17 protein-coding genes are annotated in these 15,875 nt (G+C 64.7%); 9 read left to right on the top strand and 8 right to left on the bottom strand.

The features are described 5' to 3' along the window. Positions 1-14 precede the first annotated feature (14 nt). A complete protein-coding gene (locus tag DX905_RS11185) occupies positions 15-719 on the bottom strand; it encodes a hypothetical protein (protein ID WP_116091412.1) in 705 nt (234 codons plus the stop codon). Next, positions 719-1,933 carry a toxic anion resistance protein gene (locus DX905_RS11190; RefSeq protein WP_116091413.1) on the bottom strand — a complete coding sequence of 405 codons (1,215 nt, stop codon included), beginning with the start codon at positions 1,931-1,933 and terminating at the stop codon, positions 719-721. The genes DX905_RS11185 and DX905_RS11190 overlap by 1 nt, the downstream gene beginning before the upstream one ends. 209 nt (positions 1,934-2,142) lie before the next feature. On the opposite strand from DX905_RS11190, the gene typA reads away from it, so the two are divergent. From typA to DX905_RS11205, 4 genes are all read left to right on the top strand, one after another. Next, complete coding sequence (gene typA / locus DX905_RS11195) at positions 2,143-3,975, top strand: translational GTPase TypA (protein WP_116092503.1); 1,833 nt, start codon at positions 2,143-2,145, stop codon at positions 3,973-3,975. A 14-nt stretch (positions 3,976-3,989) separates the two neighbouring features. Beyond that, entirely contained in the window at positions 3,990-4,652 is a 663-nt protein-coding gene (locus DX905_RS11200) for a phytanoyl-CoA dioxygenase family protein (protein ID WP_275896088.1), read from the top strand. A 63-nt stretch (positions 4,653-4,715) separates the two neighbouring features. After that, a complete protein-coding gene (locus tag DX905_RS16075; protein ID WP_162875576.1) occupies positions 4,716-4,901 on the top strand; it encodes a hypothetical protein in 186 nt (61 codons plus the stop codon). Between the two features lie 55 nt (positions 4,902-4,956). Continuing rightward, positions 4,957-5,550, top strand: a complete 594-nt coding sequence (locus DX905_RS11205) for a methyltransferase family protein (RefSeq protein ID WP_116091415.1) — start codon at positions 4,957-4,959, stop codon at positions 5,548-5,550. Here DX905_RS11205 and DX905_RS11210 read toward each other — a convergent pair. The 5 genes from DX905_RS11210 to DX905_RS11230 all read right to left on the bottom strand — a co-directional run bounded on the left by DX905_RS11210 (position 5,547) and on the right by DX905_RS11230 (position 7,698). Continuing rightward, entirely contained in the window at positions 5,547-5,939 is a 393-nt protein-coding gene (locus tag DX905_RS11210; RefSeq protein ID WP_116091416.1) for an SET domain-containing protein, read from the bottom strand. The genes DX905_RS11205 and DX905_RS11210 overlap by 4 nt on opposite strands. A 2-nt stretch (positions 5,940-5,941) precedes the next feature. After that, positions 5,942-6,340, bottom strand: a complete 399-nt coding sequence (locus DX905_RS11215) for an EVE domain-containing protein (RefSeq protein ID WP_116092504.1) — start codon at positions 6,338-6,340, stop codon at positions 5,942-5,944. Next, the gene (locus tag DX905_RS11220) at positions 6,340-6,747 is read right to left on the bottom strand and encodes a PaaI family thioesterase (RefSeq protein WP_116091417.1); all 408 of its coding nucleotides are present in this window, start codon (positions 6,745-6,747) and stop codon (positions 6,340-6,342) included. Before DX905_RS11220 ends, DX905_RS11215 begins: the two co-directional genes overlap by 1 nt. Beyond that, positions 6,744-7,172, bottom strand: a complete 429-nt coding sequence (locus DX905_RS11225; RefSeq protein WP_116091418.1) for a PaaI family thioesterase — start codon at positions 7,170-7,172, stop codon at positions 6,744-6,746. Before DX905_RS11225 ends, DX905_RS11220 begins: the two co-directional genes overlap by 4 nt. A 70-nt stretch (positions 7,173-7,242) precedes the next feature. Continuing rightward, positions 7,243-7,698 carry a universal stress protein gene (locus tag DX905_RS11230; RefSeq protein WP_116092505.1) on the bottom strand — a complete coding sequence of 152 codons (456 nt, stop codon included), beginning with the start codon at positions 7,696-7,698 and terminating at the stop codon, positions 7,243-7,245. 214 nt (positions 7,699-7,912) lie between these two features. Here DX905_RS11230 and DX905_RS11235 point away from each other — a divergent pair, with 214 nt between their 5' ends. From DX905_RS11235 to DX905_RS11255, 5 genes are all read left to right on the top strand, one after another. Next, positions 7,913-9,271, top strand: a complete 1,359-nt coding sequence (locus DX905_RS11235) for a pyruvate dehydrogenase complex dihydrolipoamide acetyltransferase (protein WP_116091419.1) — start codon at positions 7,913-7,915, stop codon at positions 9,269-9,271. A gap of 53 nt (positions 9,272-9,324) precedes the next feature. Next, positions 9,325-9,663, top strand: a complete 339-nt coding sequence (locus DX905_RS11240; RefSeq protein ID WP_116092506.1) for an acyl-CoA thioesterase — start codon at positions 9,325-9,327, stop codon at positions 9,661-9,663. 55 nt (positions 9,664-9,718) lie between these two features. Further along, complete coding sequence (gene lpdA / locus DX905_RS11245) at positions 9,719-11,116, top strand: dihydrolipoyl dehydrogenase (protein WP_116091420.1); 1,398 nt, start codon at positions 9,719-9,721, stop codon at positions 11,114-11,116. A 266-nt stretch (positions 11,117-11,382) separates the two neighbouring features. Further along, a complete protein-coding gene (locus tag DX905_RS11250) occupies positions 11,383-13,557 on the top strand; it encodes a glycoside hydrolase family 3 C-terminal domain-containing protein (protein ID WP_116092507.1) in 2,175 nt (724 codons plus the stop codon). Positions 13,558-13,641: 84 nt separating this feature from the next. After that, the gene (locus tag DX905_RS11255) at positions 13,642-15,129 is read left to right on the top strand and encodes a hypothetical protein (RefSeq protein ID WP_116091421.1); all 1,488 of its coding nucleotides are present in this window, start codon (positions 13,642-13,644) and stop codon (positions 15,127-15,129) included. Here the strand turns inward: DX905_RS11255 and DX905_RS11260 are convergent. Continuing rightward, on the bottom strand, positions 15,116-15,874 hold the full coding sequence (locus tag DX905_RS11260; RefSeq protein ID WP_116091422.1) for a hypothetical protein: 759 nt from the start codon (positions 15,872-15,874) through the stop codon (positions 15,116-15,118). The two genes, DX905_RS11255 and DX905_RS11260, sit on opposite strands and share 14 nt — an antisense overlap. Position 15,875 lies beyond the last annotated feature (1 nt).

Here is a 15,875-nt window from a genome sequence, read left to right on the forward strand (position 1 = left end):
GGCGGCGCGGCGGCTCAGAGGCTCTGATCGTCCTTATATTTGAGTTCGAGATAACGGCCTTGTGTGGCCAGTTTCTGGAGATCGCCGGTCGCAAGGTCCGCGCTCATGCGCGCGAGCTCGCTGTCGACCACGCCAAGTGCCTCGATCAGCTGCTTGTCGGGCGCAACGCCATGCCGGTCGTCGGTCCGTAGCCCGACCGGTACGCGGGTATAGCCGTCGATCAACTCGGGCAGCTCCGTGGCGAGCAATTTGCGCACCTCGGCGGCGGCCGGCTCGCGCGGATCGAGATTGATCAGCTGGGGCGCCAAAGCTTCAAGCTTGAGGCCGATGCCGTCAGCCAGCCGCTGCGCCGGCGCGGGCAATGCCGGGCGCTGACGCTGCAGCCATGCCTCGGTCTTTTGCGGCAGCAACGTGATGTCGCTCACCGCCAGGCTCTGCGCGGTTTCCTCCGGCTCGTGGCTCATCGCAAAGATCGCGACCCATGCAATCGCCAGCGCGATCAGGGCGGCGAGGAAGCCCATCTGCCCAATCGGAAAAACGAAGCCGACCGCAATTGCCGCGAGGATGATTACCACCGAAGCGGCGATCGCGCGACCGAGCGCCTTCATCAGCGCACGGCGGCGGCGCTGGCGGGCGCGCTGGGCAAGCCTGCGACCTTCGGGGGAAACGCGCTGCAGCAGCGCTTCCGCATCGGCCATCACACGATTCGGATCGGGCATCAGATCGCCTTGAACGGGTCTTCGGCGGGCGTGCCGCCGCCGGAGGTGAGCCGCGCCTGTGCCGCACCTTCCGCCCGGGCGATATAGCCGCGCGATTTCTCGACCTCCGACGACAGGCTGGTCACGGTGGTCTTCATCGAATCGAGCGCCTCCAGCTTGAAGCGGTCGACGGCGTCCATCGTGTCGTAGATGTTCTGGAAAGCACGCTTGAGCGTCTCGATCGGGATCGTCGCGGAAGCCGCCTGCTGGTGGATCTGCGCGGTCTGGTTGCGCAGCATGTCTCCGGTCGAATCGATGATGTTGGCGGTGGTGGTGTTGAGCTGGGTGATCTGCTCCAGCACCAGCTTCTGCCCGACCAGCGCCTGCGCCACGGTTACCGCGGTCTTGAGCGCGGCCACCGTGGTCGTGGACGCGCGATCCACGCCCTTCATCAGCTCGACATTGTTCTTCTTGACCAGATCGAGCGCCAGATAACCCTGCACCGTCACCGCCATCTGGGTCAGCAGATCCTGATGGCGCTGGCGGACGTAGAACAGTGCGCTCTCCCGGATCGCCTTTGCCTTGGCGGGATCGCTTGCGTCGAGCTCGCTGGCCTTGTCCTCCAGCAGGCTATCCGCCGTCTGGGCGTAGTGGATCATCTGCTCCAGCCGGCCCATCGCCGCCCACAATGCCTGGCGCTCGGTATCGATCGCGGCATTGTCCTTGAGCAGCTCGTCCTTGCCGTTCTTCAAGGAGACGAGGATCGCCGAGATGTGGTTTTGCGAGCTTTTATAGCTGTCGAAATAATTGCGCAGCTTGTTGCCGAACGGGATGACGCCGAACAATTTGCGCGGGGCGAGCAAATTGCCCTTCTTGGCCGGATCGAGATCCACGATCGTGCGGCGGAGCTCGGCCAGGTCGGCACCGACGCCGTTTTCGCCGTCCATTGCGCGCACCGGCCGGTCGAGGAAGCGGTTGGAGTGGCTCGCCGCGTCGCGAATCTCCTTCTGGCCAAGATTGGAGATCGTATCGACGCGTTTGCCGAATTCGGGCGAGTTCGAATCGAGTTGCGCGAGCTCCTCGACGAATGCGCCGACGCGTTTGTCGAGCTCGGTCCTGGTGGAATCGTCGAGGGGGACCAGCCCGGCCGCCTTGGCCGGCGCAATTGCCTGCACCGGCGCGGGTGGCGTCAGCACAAGCTCGTCGGTCTTCGTATCGGTCGCGGTCGTGGCCAAGTGAAATCTCCCGTTGGCGACAAGATAGGGGGCAATCACTGTATTATTCAAGCGACACGCTTCAGATCGACGTCTGACAGCCGCCTTTCTTGCCTCCGCTTGGTAACGCCAACCGCTTTCACGCGATCCTTTCGGCGGTGCGGGTTGTTGCAGCGCCGCAATTCGGCTACAGGCGCGCCGACTTCGAAAACCAAAAACGAAAGACCACCATGCGCCTTCGCAACGTGGCCATCATCGCGCACGTCGATCATGGCAAGACTACTCTGGTCGACCAGCTCTTCCGTCAGTCCGGTACTTTCCGCGACAATCAGCGCGTTGAAGAGCGCGCGATGGACTCGAACGACCTCGAGAAGGAGCGTGGCATCACGATCCTTGCCAAGTGCACTTCGGTCGAGTGGCACGGCAAGGATGGCGACACCCGCATCAACATCGTCGACACGCCCGGCCACGCCGATTTCGGCGGAGAGGTGGAGCGCATCCTGTCGATGGTCGACGGGGTGATCCTGCTGGTCGATTCGTCCGAAGGCGCGATGCCGCAGACCAAGTTCGTGACCGGCAAGGCGCTGGCGCTCGGCCTGCGGCCGATCGTGGTGGTCAACAAGATCGATCGTTCGGACGCCCGTACCCAGGAAGTGCTGGACGAGGTGTTCGATCTGTTCGTCAGCCTGGAAGCAACCGACGAGCAACTCGATTTCCCGGTATTGTTCGCGTCCGGCCGCAACGGCTATGCCAGCGACGATCCCGAAGCGCGCGAAGGCACACTGGCCCCGCTGTTCGAGAAGATCGTCGAGCATGTGCCGCCGCCGAGCGCCGATCCCGATGGTCCCTTCAAGTTCCTCGTGACGCTGCTCGACCGCGACAATTTCCTCGGCCGCATTCTGACCGGCCTGGTCTTCTCCGGCTCGGTCAAGACGAACATGCCGATCCACGCGCTCGATAACGACGGCAAGGTCGTCGAGACCGGCCGCGCGTCCAAGATCATGGCGTTCCGCGGGCTCGAGCGCGTACCGGTCGACGAAGCGGAAGCGGGCGATATCATCTCGATCGCCGGCCTCACCACGGCGACCGTCGCCAACACCATCGCCGATCCGAGCGTGACCGAGCCGCTGCATGCGCAGCCGATCGATCCGCCGACGCTGTCGATGCGTTTCGCCGTCAACGATTCGCCCATGGCGGGCCGCGAGGGGACGAAGGTCACGTCGCGCATGATCCGCGACCGGTTGCTGCGCGAAGGCGAGTCCAACGTCGCGATCAAGGTCACCGAATCGGACGACAAGGACAGCTACGAAGTCGCCGGTCGCGGCGAACTCCAGCTCGGCGTGCTGATCGAGACGATGCGCCGCGAGGGCTTCGAGCTCAGCATCAGCCGCCCGCGCGTGCTGTTCCGGGATGGCGAGAATGGCCGCGAGGAGCCGTACGAGACGGTCGTGATCGACGTGGACGAGGAATATTCGGGCACGGTCGTGGAGAAGATGGCCAACCGCAAGGGCGAGATGACCGACCTGCGTCCGTCGGGCGGCGGCAAGACCCGCATTACCTTCTCGGCGCCGTCGCGCGGCCTGATCGGCTATCATGGCGAGTTCCTGTCGGACACGCGCGGCACCGGCATCATGAACCGGCTGTTCGAGAAATACGGCCCCTACAAGGGCAATATCGAAGGGCGGAAGAACGGCGTGCTGATCTCCAACGGCTCGGGCGAGGCCAACGCTTATGCGCTCGGCCCGCTCGAGGAACGCGGCATCATGATGGTGGCCCCCGGCGAGCAGCTCTATGAGGGCATGATCATCGGCGAGAACGCCAAGAATGACGATCTCGAAGTCAATCCGATGAAGGCCAAGCAGCTGACGAACTTCCGCGCCAGCGGCGGCAAGGACGACGCGATCCGGCTGACGCCGCCGCGCCGCCTGACGCTGGAGCAGGCGATCGCCTATATCGACGACGACGAGCTGGTCGAGGTCACGCCCAAGAACATCCGTCTGCGCAAGCGCTATCTCGATCCGCACGAGCGCAAGCGCGCGAGCCGGGCCAAGCAGGCCGCCTGAGCGCTTCCGGCAACCTGACGTTCGACCAAGACGGCGCGCTGCTGTTTCGCCGCGCGCTGTCCGAACCTGCCCTGGAGCAGATCGAGGCCGCATTGGCGGGATTGCCGGACGAGCGTGCCGGCGTAAGACTGCGGGACCGCGATGCGCTCGGGCAATGCCTCCGTGCCGATAGGCCGATCGGCAGCATTGCCGCGTCGATATTGGGTCTGGGCAGCTTTCCGGTGCGTGCCATCCTCTTCGATAAGACCGAGAAGACCAATTGGGCACTCGGCTGGCATCAGGATCGCACGATCGTGGTGCGCGAGCGCCGCGAGATGCCCGGATACAGTGCATGGACCCACAAAGAGGGAATGATCCACGTGGCACCCCCGCCCTCGGTGCTCGCGAACATGGTCACGCTTCGCGTTCACTTGGACCCCGTGCCCGACACCAACGCGCCATTGCTCATCGCGCGGGGCAGCCATCGGCAGGGGGCAATACTCGAAGCTGATATCGAGTCGGCGGTTTCCCGATCCGTCATAAGCACGTGCCTGGCAGAGCGGGGCGACGTCTGGCTATATGCTACCTTAATCCTTCACGCCTCCGCCGCCGCGGTTAAGCCGGCGCGGCGGCGCGTGCTGCAAGTCGATTATGCGGCTGAGCCGCTTTCGGGTGGTCTGGAATTTCTAGGCGTTTAGCCCTTCCTGCGGAACGCCCCCGCGGGCACCGCCGTTTATTGGCGGCAAGTATGGAGGCGTATCATGGCTAATAACGTAACTCAGAAGCGTGGTTTGACGACATTCGGCTGGCTGGCGCTGGGCGGCGTGGCGGCGGCTTTGCTCAGCAGCAAGGACCGGCGCGACAAGGTGCTCAATTCCGCCAAGGACCTCGCCGGCAAATTTGGCGGCGCGGGCTCGGAGCAAAGCGGCGCGACGACCTCCGCCTAAGATATTGACCTGACCCCGGGCGCCGGCTCTGATGCGGCGTCCGGGGAGGTCTTCAATGATCAACGTCCACCAGCAGCCGATTGGCATCCCCGCGATCGTCATCCTGTTGGTGGGCGGGCTCCTGTTCCTGCTGCTCCTGCTGGTGCGGGATAAGCGACCATCATCCGCCGACGAGAGCGGCCGATCGCGGCGCTCGATCCTGGGTATCGCCGTTCAGATTCTGGCTTTTGTCGCAGTCGGCTTCGGCCCAGTTAAACCAACGTTGCCCGCTACTTCGGTTGCTGCAGTAGAGCAGGCAGCGTTCGTTCTTTTGCTGATGGCGACTACCTGTGGCCTGTTCTACGCGTCCAAGCGGGCGATGGGACGGAATTGGAGCCTGGTTGCGAGGACCCGGTCCGATCACGAATTGGTGACTTGGGGGCCGTTCGCCTACATCCGCCATCCCATCTACAGCGCCTTGTTTACCTGGTTGCTCGCGGTGGCAGCGGCGTTGGGCCATTATTGGGGTTTGGTGCTTGCGGTACCGCTCTACTGGATCGGCACTGCCTTGCGCGTGGGCGAAGAGGAAAAGCTGCTGCGCGCGCATTTCGGTGCGGCTTATGAGGCCTATGCTGCGCGCGTTAAGCGCTTCATGCCGGGCGTCATCTAGTCTGCCCGGCTGAAGCTCGCATAGAGCACCGTCAGTTCCTCGCCCGCTGCAATGTCACGCGCGGCGATCATCTGAAAATCGCCCGTCACCTCAAGATTGGCATCTTCGCCAGGTGCGGGCTCGTTGCAATACCAGCCGACGCTGAGCAGATCGAAATGGGCCGGGCAGCCGATCAGCGCGCCCGCGCGTATCCCGAAATCCTCGTAGAAGCGGCGCTCGGGCGAGTTGGCGGGCAGGGCGGCGATTGCCTCCATAGGCAACCAGATGATGTCGCGCTGGTCGTTGGCGAAGACATTGGTGCCGCGGGCGATGGCGCGGATCGCGATCGCGCCCACGCCGTGAATCCGGGAAGGGCCGATCCGTGCCCACACGCCTTCGTGCGGCAGCAACTTCAGCTGCCTAGATCGAGCAGGACCGCCCACTCGTCATCCCGTACCGGCGTTACCGACAGACGCGACTGGCGCAGCATCTCGAGCGACTTCAAACCCGGTGTCGCCTTGATCGTTTCCAGCGTCACCGGCGGGGCGAGCTTGCGCACCGGCTTGACCGCCACGCTTGCCCATTTGCCGTCGTCACCATCGGGCTGCCAGGCGCGGGTGATCTCCATGATGCCGACCGCCGCCTTTTCGGTGTTGCTATGGTAGAACAGCGCTTGGTCGCCCGGCTGCATCTCCTTCAGGAAATTGCGCGCCGTATAATTGCGGACGCCGTTCCATTCGGTGGCGCCGTCGCGCACGAGATTGTCCCACCCATAAGAATCGGGTTCGGACCGCAGCATCCAATATCGCATCATTGTCCTCCCGGAGCGCCGATCGCGAGGTTCATGCGCGCGGCCGCGATGATGCGTTCCGGATCGCCCTGCCAGGCGGTCACCGCGACATTGGCGATCCGGCCGCCGACACGCACAACCTCCCCGCAGGCATAGACGTCGGCTGGCACTCCGGGGCGCATGAAATCTACGGTAACCGTGATCGGCTTGAAGATCGCGCGCGCCTGCTCGCGATCCTCCAGCGTCGCGTCGATGGCCGCGATCGCGGCGATTTCGAGCAGTCCGGAGACGGCGCCGCCATGCAGGCTGCCCTGCAGGTTCAACAGCCCTTCCGAGAAGGGCATGACCAGCAAGGGTGCGCCATCGCGCTCGCCATGGACCTGAATGCCCAGGAAATCCGCATAAGGCAGCAGGGTCACGGCGCTCATGCCGGATCGCCCAACAGCATGAAGGTGCCGGCAAGGTGCGCCACCGGATCGGACGGGTCGCCATCGTGGGCGACGCCGCGCACGAACGCGATGCGGCGCGTGATCCGATAGCATTCGGCGCGGCCGATCACCGCTTCGCCGACATGCGAGGGCCGCAGATAATCGAGCCGCAGATCGAGCGTGGCTTGTGGTGCGAACGTGCCGCGGCGCGTCCACACCGCAAAGCCCGCGGCTGTGTCCATCAACGATACGATGGGCCCGGAGGCAAGGATCCCGCTGGTCGCGTCGGACACCAGGCGGCGGTCATAATCGAGTGCGAATTCGCACCAATCGTCACCATGGGCGACGTGGCGCAGCCCAAGCGCGACGATATGCCCGCCTTTGGCGGATTTAAGCAGTTCAAGGGGGTCGAAGCCGGGCGCCATATTGGCTCCGGCATATGGAAGGGATGTTCCGCCTACAAGCGCGCAAAGGCTAGCATGGCCATTATCCCGTTCAGCTCAGCCGGTCGATCGCCTCGTCGCTGAGCGAGCCGGGGATGATCATCACCGGGCAGCTCATCTTGCCGGCATCCGCGCCGGCGAAATGGGCGACAAGCAGGCCGGGTCCACCCTCCTTGGCCGCGCCCAACACAAGCGCCGCGACATCCGGCCGCTGCTTGAGCAACTCGCGCACCACCGCCACGGGCTCGCCATGGCGGACGATGATATCGGGCTGCAGGCCGGTTTCCTTGATCAGCGCGCCGGCGGCTTCCGCCACCATTCCTTCGACGCGCAACCGTTCTTCCTCTTCCATCGCCGCCTGCACGCCCGACCATTGGACGAATTCCGCGGCGGGCACGAGCGCGAGGATGGCGATAGCCCCGCCGGTCTTGGCGGCGCGGCGTGCGGCGAAGCGCAACGCGGTGCGCGCTTCGGGCTGGTCGTCGATCACGGTTAAATAAGTGCGCACCGATAAGAAGATCGCGCGTTCCGACACTTGTGGCAAGCTGGCGCGGCTTTTGAATCCCATTACGTCGGATCGGCCGCTCCAGCCCATTGAACTGTCGCGATTTCCGAGTCGCGGGATACCGATCCCGCTGGAAGCCGCTCTAGCCTTGACCATCACGGCATGCTGTCCGAAAGGAACGCCCCTGTTCGCCCCGCCTGGAGAGGCCCGCCCACCCATGCCGATTGAGATCAAGATGCCCGCTTTGTCCCCGACCATGGAGGAGGGCACGCTTTCCAAATGGCTGGTGAAGGAGGGCGATACCGTCAAATCGGGCGACATCCTTGCCGAGATCGAGACGGACAAGGCGACGATGGAGTTCGAGACGATCGACGAGGGCACGGTCACCAAGCTGCTTGTCGCCGAGGGCTCCGATGGCGTGAAGGTTGGGGCCACCATCCTGATTCTCGCAGGGGAAGGCGAGGACGCCTCGGCTCCTGCGCCGAAGGCTGACGCTGCACCGGCCGCCGCGCCGCAGAAGCCGGCCGAACCGCAGAAGGAACCGGAGGTCGCGGCCAAGGAGCCGCCCGTATCTGAAAAGGGCTATGGCGCCAGCCCGGCCACCGATCCGAGCCCGCAGGAAACCAACAAGGGTGGCGGCGGCGGTACCGTTGGTGACGGCAAGCGCGTCAAGGCGAGCCCGCTCGCCCGCCGCTTGGCCGAGCAGCAGGGGCTCGATCTTTCATCGCTGACGGGCTCTGGTCCCAACGGCCGTATCGTCAAGGCCGACCTTGAGGGGGCGCAGCCCGGACAGGCAAAGCCGGCCGTAGCCGCTGCCGCGGCGCCTCAGGCCGCTGCTCCCGAAGCGCCGAGGCCCGCAATTGCGCCCGCTCCGGCGCCCGAGGGCGTGCCGTCCGAGACGAGCAAGCTGTCCAACATGCGCAAGACGATCGCACGCCGCCTGAGCGAGTCGAAGCAGAACGTCCCGCACATCTATCTGACGGTCGACATCAATCTCGACGCGCTGCTCAAGCTACGCGGCGAGCTCAACAAGGGCCTGGAAAGCCGCGGCGTGAAGCTGTCGGTCAACGACATGCTGGTGAAGGCGCAGGCGGTGGCGCTGATGGAAGTGCCCGCGGTCAACGTGCAGTTTGCGGGCGACACGCTCATCCAGTTCAAGCGCGCCGATATTTCGGTCGCGGTGTCCATCCCCGGCGGCCTGATCACCCCGGTGGTGACCGGCGCCGACACCAAGTCGCTGTCGGCGATCGCGACCGAGATCAAGAATCTCGCCGGCCGCGCCCGCGAAGGGAAGCTGCAGCCGCACGAATATGCCGGCGGCACCGCGAGCCTGTCCAACATGGGCATGTACGGGATCAAGCAGTTCGAGGCGATCATCAACCCGCCCCAGGCGATGATCCTTGCCATCGGCGCGGGCGAGAAACGGCCCTACGTCGTCAATGACAGCCTCCAGATCGCGACCGTGATGAGCGCGACCGGCAGCTTCGATCACCGCGCGATCGACGGCTCCGATGGTGCGGCCTTCATGGCGGCGTTCAAGCGCCTAGTCGAAAACCCGCTGGGCATGCTGGCTTGAGCGCCGAAGATCCGGCGCTGCCGTCCGGGGAACCTGCCATCCGCGTGGTCGCCATGCCGGCGGACACCAATCCCTATGGCGATATCTTCGGCGGCTGGCTGATGTCGATCATGGACGCGGCCGGCGGCACGGTCGCGGCGCGCTATTCGAAGGGCCGTGCGGTCACGATCGCGGTCGACGGCATGATCTTCCACAAACCGGTCAAGATCGGCGACGTCGTGTCGGTCTATGCGGACGTGGTCTCGGTCGGCCGATCGTCGATGAAGGTCGACGTCTCCGCCTGGCGCCGCGTCCGCGCCGGCGAGGAAGTGGATCGCGTGACGCATGCGGTCTTCACCTTCGTCGCTATCGGCGAAGACGGGCGGCCGAGGGTGATACGCGAAGAGAGCTGACTATATTGCAATCTGATCGTCGCCAGTACGACGATACGCTGAAAAAGAGGCACAAGTGGCTGACACCTACGATCTCGCAATCCTTGGCTCCGGGCCGGGCGGCTATGTCGCTGCGATCCGCGCGGCGCAGCTCGGCATGAAGGTCGTGATTATTGAACGCGAGCGATTGGGCGGCATCTGCCTCAACTGGGGGTGCATCCCGACCAAGGCGCTGCTGCGCACGTCCGAAGTCTATCATTACATGACGCACGCCGCGTCCTACGGCCTGACCGTCGACAAGGCCGGCTTTGACCTGCCCAAGATCGTCGACCGCAGCCGCAAGGTCGCAGGGCAGCTCAATGCCGGCGTCAAAGGCCTCATGAAGAAGAACAAGGTGACGGTCGTCGAGGGAATCGGCACGCTCACCGGCAAGGGTAAGCTCCAGGTCAAGAATGGCGACCAGACCACCGACATCGTCGCCAAGAACATCATCCTCGCCACGGGCGCACGGGCGCGCGACCTGCCCTTCGCGCAGGCCGACGGCGACCGTATCTGGACCTATCGCCACGCTATGACGCCGAGCGAGATGCCGACCAATCTGCTCGTGATCGGCTCGGGCGCGATCGGCTGCGAATTCGCCAGTTTCTATTCGGACATGGGCGCCAAGGTGACGATCGTCGAGATGCTCGACCGCATCCTCCCGGTCGAGGATGCCGAGGTGTCCGCCTTCGTCCAGAAGCAGTTCGAGAAGCAGGGCATGACGATCCTGGCCAAGCATGGCGTCGAGAAGATCGACGTGAAGCCGGGCCGCTCGGTCACCGCCACGATCAAGCTGCCCGATGGCAAATCCGAGACGCAGGAATATTCGCACGTCATCGTGGCGGTCGGCATCGTCCCCAACACCGAGAATATCGGGCTGGAAACGCTGGGCATCGAGACGGCGCGCGGCCATGTCGTGATCGATCCGATGTGCCGCACCAACGTCGAAGGCGTTTACGCGATCGGCGACATCACCGGCGCGCCGTGGCTGGCGCACAAGGCGAGCCACGAGGGGATCATCGCGGTCGAGCATATTGCTGGCGGCCACCCGCACGCGATGGACGTGCGCAACATCCCGGGCTGCACCTATTCGCGCCCGCAGGTGGCGAGCGTCGGCTATACCGAGGCCAAGGCCAAGGAATTGGGCTATGACGTCAAGGTCGGCAAATTCCCGTTCATCGGCAACGGCAAGGCGATCGCGCTCGGCGAGGCCGAAGGCTTCGTGAAAACGGTGTTCGACGCCAAGACCGGCGAGTTGCTGGGGGCGCACATGGTCGGCCCGGAGGTCACGGAGCTGATCGAGGGCTATACCGTGGCCAAGCAGCTCGAAACGACCGAGGCGGATTTGATGGAGACGATCTTCCCCCACCCGACGCTGAGCGAGGCGATGCACGAGAGCGTGCTGGCGGCGTATGGCAAGGTGATCCACATCTGATCGCGCACTGCCGTGAGATGGCGAGGCAGCGGGCGCGTCTGATGGGATTAGGGTCATCGCGAGGCGCCGAACGCGCCGTGGCGATCCAGGCCCGGAACTGGATTGCTTCGCTCCGCTCCGCTCGCAATGACGATGAAGGAAGATACGGCCGACTGCTCCTCAGGAACGTAACGCCCAACCTTCGTGGCGGTTTGTCGGAGACTACTGGCTGATATAGGCTCGGATGACGGCGTCGCCATGATGCAGCGCCGCGCGGGAGGATGCGGATGGTTTCGGCTGGGCGAGGTATCCTGATCGCGATCGGCGCGTTGCTGGCGATCGGAGCGGCCGCAGCCCCGAATGCCCCTTACTTCAATCCCGATCTTCCGGCCGATCAGCGGATCGCGAACCTGCTGTCGCTGATGACCCTCGACGAGAAGATCGATGCACTCAGCACCAATTCGGGCGTGCCACGGCTGGGGGTGCCGAACTTCGGATCGTCGGAAGGCATTCACGGGCTGCAGCAGCGCGGCAATGAGGAGCGCCACCGCACCGCGATCCCGACCACGCAATTCCCGCAGCCGCCCGGCATGGGCGAGAGCTGGAACCCGGATCTGGTGCGCCAGGCGGGCGGGGTGGAGGGCTATGAGGCGCGCTACATCACCCAGACGCCGAGCTATGATCGCCCTATCCTGATGCTGTGGGGGCCGCAGGCGGATCTAGCGCGCGATCCGCGCTGGGGACGCAGCGAGGAGGTTTATGGAGAGGATCCCTTCTTTAACGGGGTGATGGCGACGGCGTTCGCACGCGGTTTGCAAGGCGCCGATCCGAAATATTGGCAGGCGGCGCCCTTGCTCAAGCACTTCCTCGCCAATTCGAATGAGAATGATCGGACCCGTACGAGCTCCAATTTCGACGAACGGCTGTTTTGGGAATATTATTCGGTGCCGTTCCGGATGGCGTTCGAGGATGCCGACGCCAGCGGTGTGATGGCGTCCTACAATGCTTGGAACGGGACGCCGATGACCGTCCACCCGGTGCTGCGCGATGTGGTGATCGGGAAGTGGGGCGTCGATGTCGTCTCCAGCGACGGCGGCGCAATCAAGACATTAGTCAAGGATCACAAGAGTTCGGCCAACCAGAAGGATGCTGCGGTCGCGGCGCTGAAGGCTGGGATCAACCAATATCTCGACGTCTATAAGGATGAGCTGCGCGCCGCGCTGGTCGACGGCTCGATCACAGAGGCCGATCTCGATGAGGCACTCGAACGCAAATTCCGCACGACGATCAAGCTTGGGCTGCTCGATCCGCCGGAGCGCGTGGCTTACACCAGGATCCACGGCGGTGCGCCGCCGTGGGATGGCGCGCGCCATCGCGGCGTCTCGAGGCAACTGGCGCTGGAATCGATCGTCCTGCTCAAGAACAGCGCTGGCGCCTTGCCACTCAACAAGGCCAGACTGAAGTCCGTTGCGGTGATCGGCCCGCTTGCCGACAGCGTTCATTGGGATTGGTATGGCGGCCAGCCGCCTTATGCCGTGACGCCGCTGCAGGGCATCCGGGAAGCGGTCGGCCCCGGCGTGAGAGTGAATTACGCACCCGATGACAGTGCGGGAGCCGCCGTGGCGGCGGCGCGGGCGTCCGACGTCGCGATCGTCGTGGTCGGCAACGACCCGACCTGCGGACCCAATATGGCGCACGATTGGACCGACAACGGCACGAAGCCTTGCGCCGATGCGGGTGATGGCCGGGAAGGCCGCGACCGCCAGACGCTCACTTTGGCCCAGGAGGATCTGGTCAGGAACGTTATGGCCGCCAACCCGCGCACGATCATGGTGCTGGTATCGAGCTTCCCCTACACGATCAACTGGTCGCAGGAGCACGTACCCGCGATCCTCCACATGGCGCATTCGTCGCAGGACGAGGGCTGGGCGCTCGCCCAAGTGCTGTTCGGTGCTTACAATCCGGGCGGCCATCTGGTCGTCACCTGGCCGGCCTCGATCGCTCAGCTGCCGGCGATGATGGATTATGACATCCGTCACGGCCGCACTTACATGTACGCCAAGGGTAAGCCGCTTTACCCGTTCGGTTACGGCCTGAGCTATACGCGCTTTCGTTACGCTAATTTGCGTACCGACAAGCCGGCCGTCGCGCGTAACGGCCGGACGATCGTGAGCGTGGACGTGACCAATGTCGGCGATCGCAGCGGCGATGCGGTGCCGCAGCTGTACGTGCGCCATCGCGGGTCGAAGGTCGAACGTCCGGCGCTGAAGCTGGAAGGGTTCAGCCGCGTGACCGTTGCGCCGGGCGAGACGAAGACCGTGCGCATCCCACTCAAGGCCGCGCAGCTTGCTTATTGGAACGGCGCCCAGAAGGCGTTTGTGGTCGAGCCGGAGCCGGTCGAGCTGATGATCGGTGCCTCCTCCGCCGATATCGAGTTACGCAGTACGCTTCAGATACGCTAGCCGCGGAGCGGAAGTTCAAGAGGACGGGCTTTGTCGGGCGTTAGGAACTTCCCGGCGGGGCGGTTTCTCTCCTAAAGGGGGCGGATGGAGGGGGAAGAAGCATCCAATTCGGTGGTCGTTGAGCGTTCGCGCTCGCCCATCCCATGGCTGCTATGCGCCTTTCTGCTGTTCGGCATCACGATTGGGATGCGCACGCCGGGCGTCGCGATGTACGACAGCGTCGCGCAATATGAGCAGGCGGTGGCGGGCGAATATGCCGATTGGCACCCGCCGATCATGGCCCGCACCTGGGCTTTGCTCAATCATTACCAGGACGGCACCGGCCCCTTCTTCTTTCTCCAGATGCTGTTGTGGTGGGGCGGACTTGGCTTGTTGTCCGTGGGCCTGGGGCGACAGCGTAAGCATGGTGCCGCGGCCTTGGTGCTGGTGGTGGGGATCGCTCCGCTATGGCTTGGCTGGGCGACAGTCGTGCTCAAGGACGCGCAGATGGCTTGCTGTCTCGTCGCGGTGACCGGCCTTTGCGCCTTTTGGCGACTGGATGGGCGCAAGGTGCCGCAAGGGGCGCTCGCCGCGATCGTGCTGCTGCTGAGCTATGCGACGCTCGTGCGGGGCAATGCGGTGTTCGCGACCATCCCGTTCGCACTGGCGTTGTTCGATTGGCCTTCACCGACACGCACGTGGGTGAAAGGCGCGGCGGCGATCGTCCTGATCCTGGGCGTGCTGGCGATCAGCCCGCTCATCAACCGCCATCTCCTCGGCGCCCAGGCAAGCGGCGTAGAGCGCGCGCTGCCGCTGTATGACCTTGCCGGCATCGCGCACCATGCCCGGCTGCCGACGATCGCAGCCCTGCCCTCCGCCCAATGGGCCGAAGCCGAGCGTAAGGGCTGTTACACGCCCTATTTCTGGAATCCTTATGGCGAGCCAAGGCAATGCGGCGAGGCCGGCACGGCTGCCGTATTCGAGGAGGGGGCCGCACCCCATCTGTTGCGGGAGTGGGTAGGGCAGGTGGTGCGGCACCCGCTTGCTTATGTCCGCCACCGGCTGGGCCATCTCAACGCCAATCTCCGCTTCTGGGTGAGCGCGGGCGAGCCTGACGCGATACCGCCGCTGGAAAGCGAGCCCAACGAATATGGGCTGGGGGCGCCCGCCAATGCCGCGGCGCGCAGCCTGGTCGCGGCGGCGACGGTGATGGCGGCGAGCCCGCTCGGCTGGCCGATAGTGTGGCTGGTCATTGCCGCCGGGCTGCTGTGGGCATCGACGGGGCGGGTGGAGCCGCAGGTGCGACTCGGGCGCGCGCTCGCCTTGTCCGCCTTGTGCATGAGCGCGAGTTTTGCGGTAGTCAGCATCGCCAGCGACCTGCGCTATCATTTGTGGTCGATGGTCGCGGCGGCGCTGGCCCTGATCCTGCTGATCGATGCAAAGGCGCTCGATCGGCGGCGCAGTATCGTCTCCGCCGTTATCGTGCTGGGGGTGGTCCTGACCGCCACGGCGGCGCGACTGGGCCTCGCCGCGCCGCTTTACGTGCCTTTACCCGCGCAAGCGGCGCCAACAAGCGGCCTCAGCGCGCATTAGCCATTGCCCCCGGTGTCGAGGCTTGCGCGCGCCGTTGCGCCCGGGCCTCCGCGTGGCGGGTGATCGTAACCGGGATGCAGCACAAGACCGCGACCAGATAGCCGACATAGAACGCGTCGATCGCCAGCAAGGCTGCCATCGCCGGCAACGGCTTGCCCAGGCTGAGGAAGTTCAGCGCATAATGGACCGCCATCGCGGGCAACATCGCGATCACGCCGAACGGCAATGCCCACAGTAGATCGCGGCCGACGAGCCGGACCGAGCCGGAGGGGCTGGCATCGCCCTCGCCGAGGGGCGCGCGTGCGACCCATTGCGAGAGCAGGATGTTCAATATCAGCAGTAGGGGAAACGAGCCGAGCGCAAGCAATTGCCCGGTACGGCCGCCAACCAATTGAGGCACCCACAGGCCGAGCATATTGACCACCACGCCGTAGATCAGCACCGGCACGTAACCGCGCACGCCCTCAGCCTGCCAAGCCCCGGCGCGTGCGCCGTCTCCCCACCATGCGAACCGCGCCACCCAATAGCCGGGGAAGAGCAAGGCCACGACTTTGATCGAGCCGAAGAGCAGGCGCAGTCGGTCATTTTCCAGCGCCTTGGCATCCGCCACGCTGGAGAACATGCCGATCTTATATTCGACCACGTGCTGGACGAGCTCCGGCACGACCGGCACCAGGAACAATAGGGGGCAAGCGAGCACGAATGCGCCCGCGGTCCGATAGGTATGGAACATCGCCTTGAGCATC

Source organism: Sphingomonas crusticola (assembly GCF_003391115.1).
Classification (GTDB): domain Bacteria; phylum Pseudomonadota; class Alphaproteobacteria; order Sphingomonadales; family Sphingomonadaceae; genus Sphingomonas_I; species Sphingomonas_I crusticola.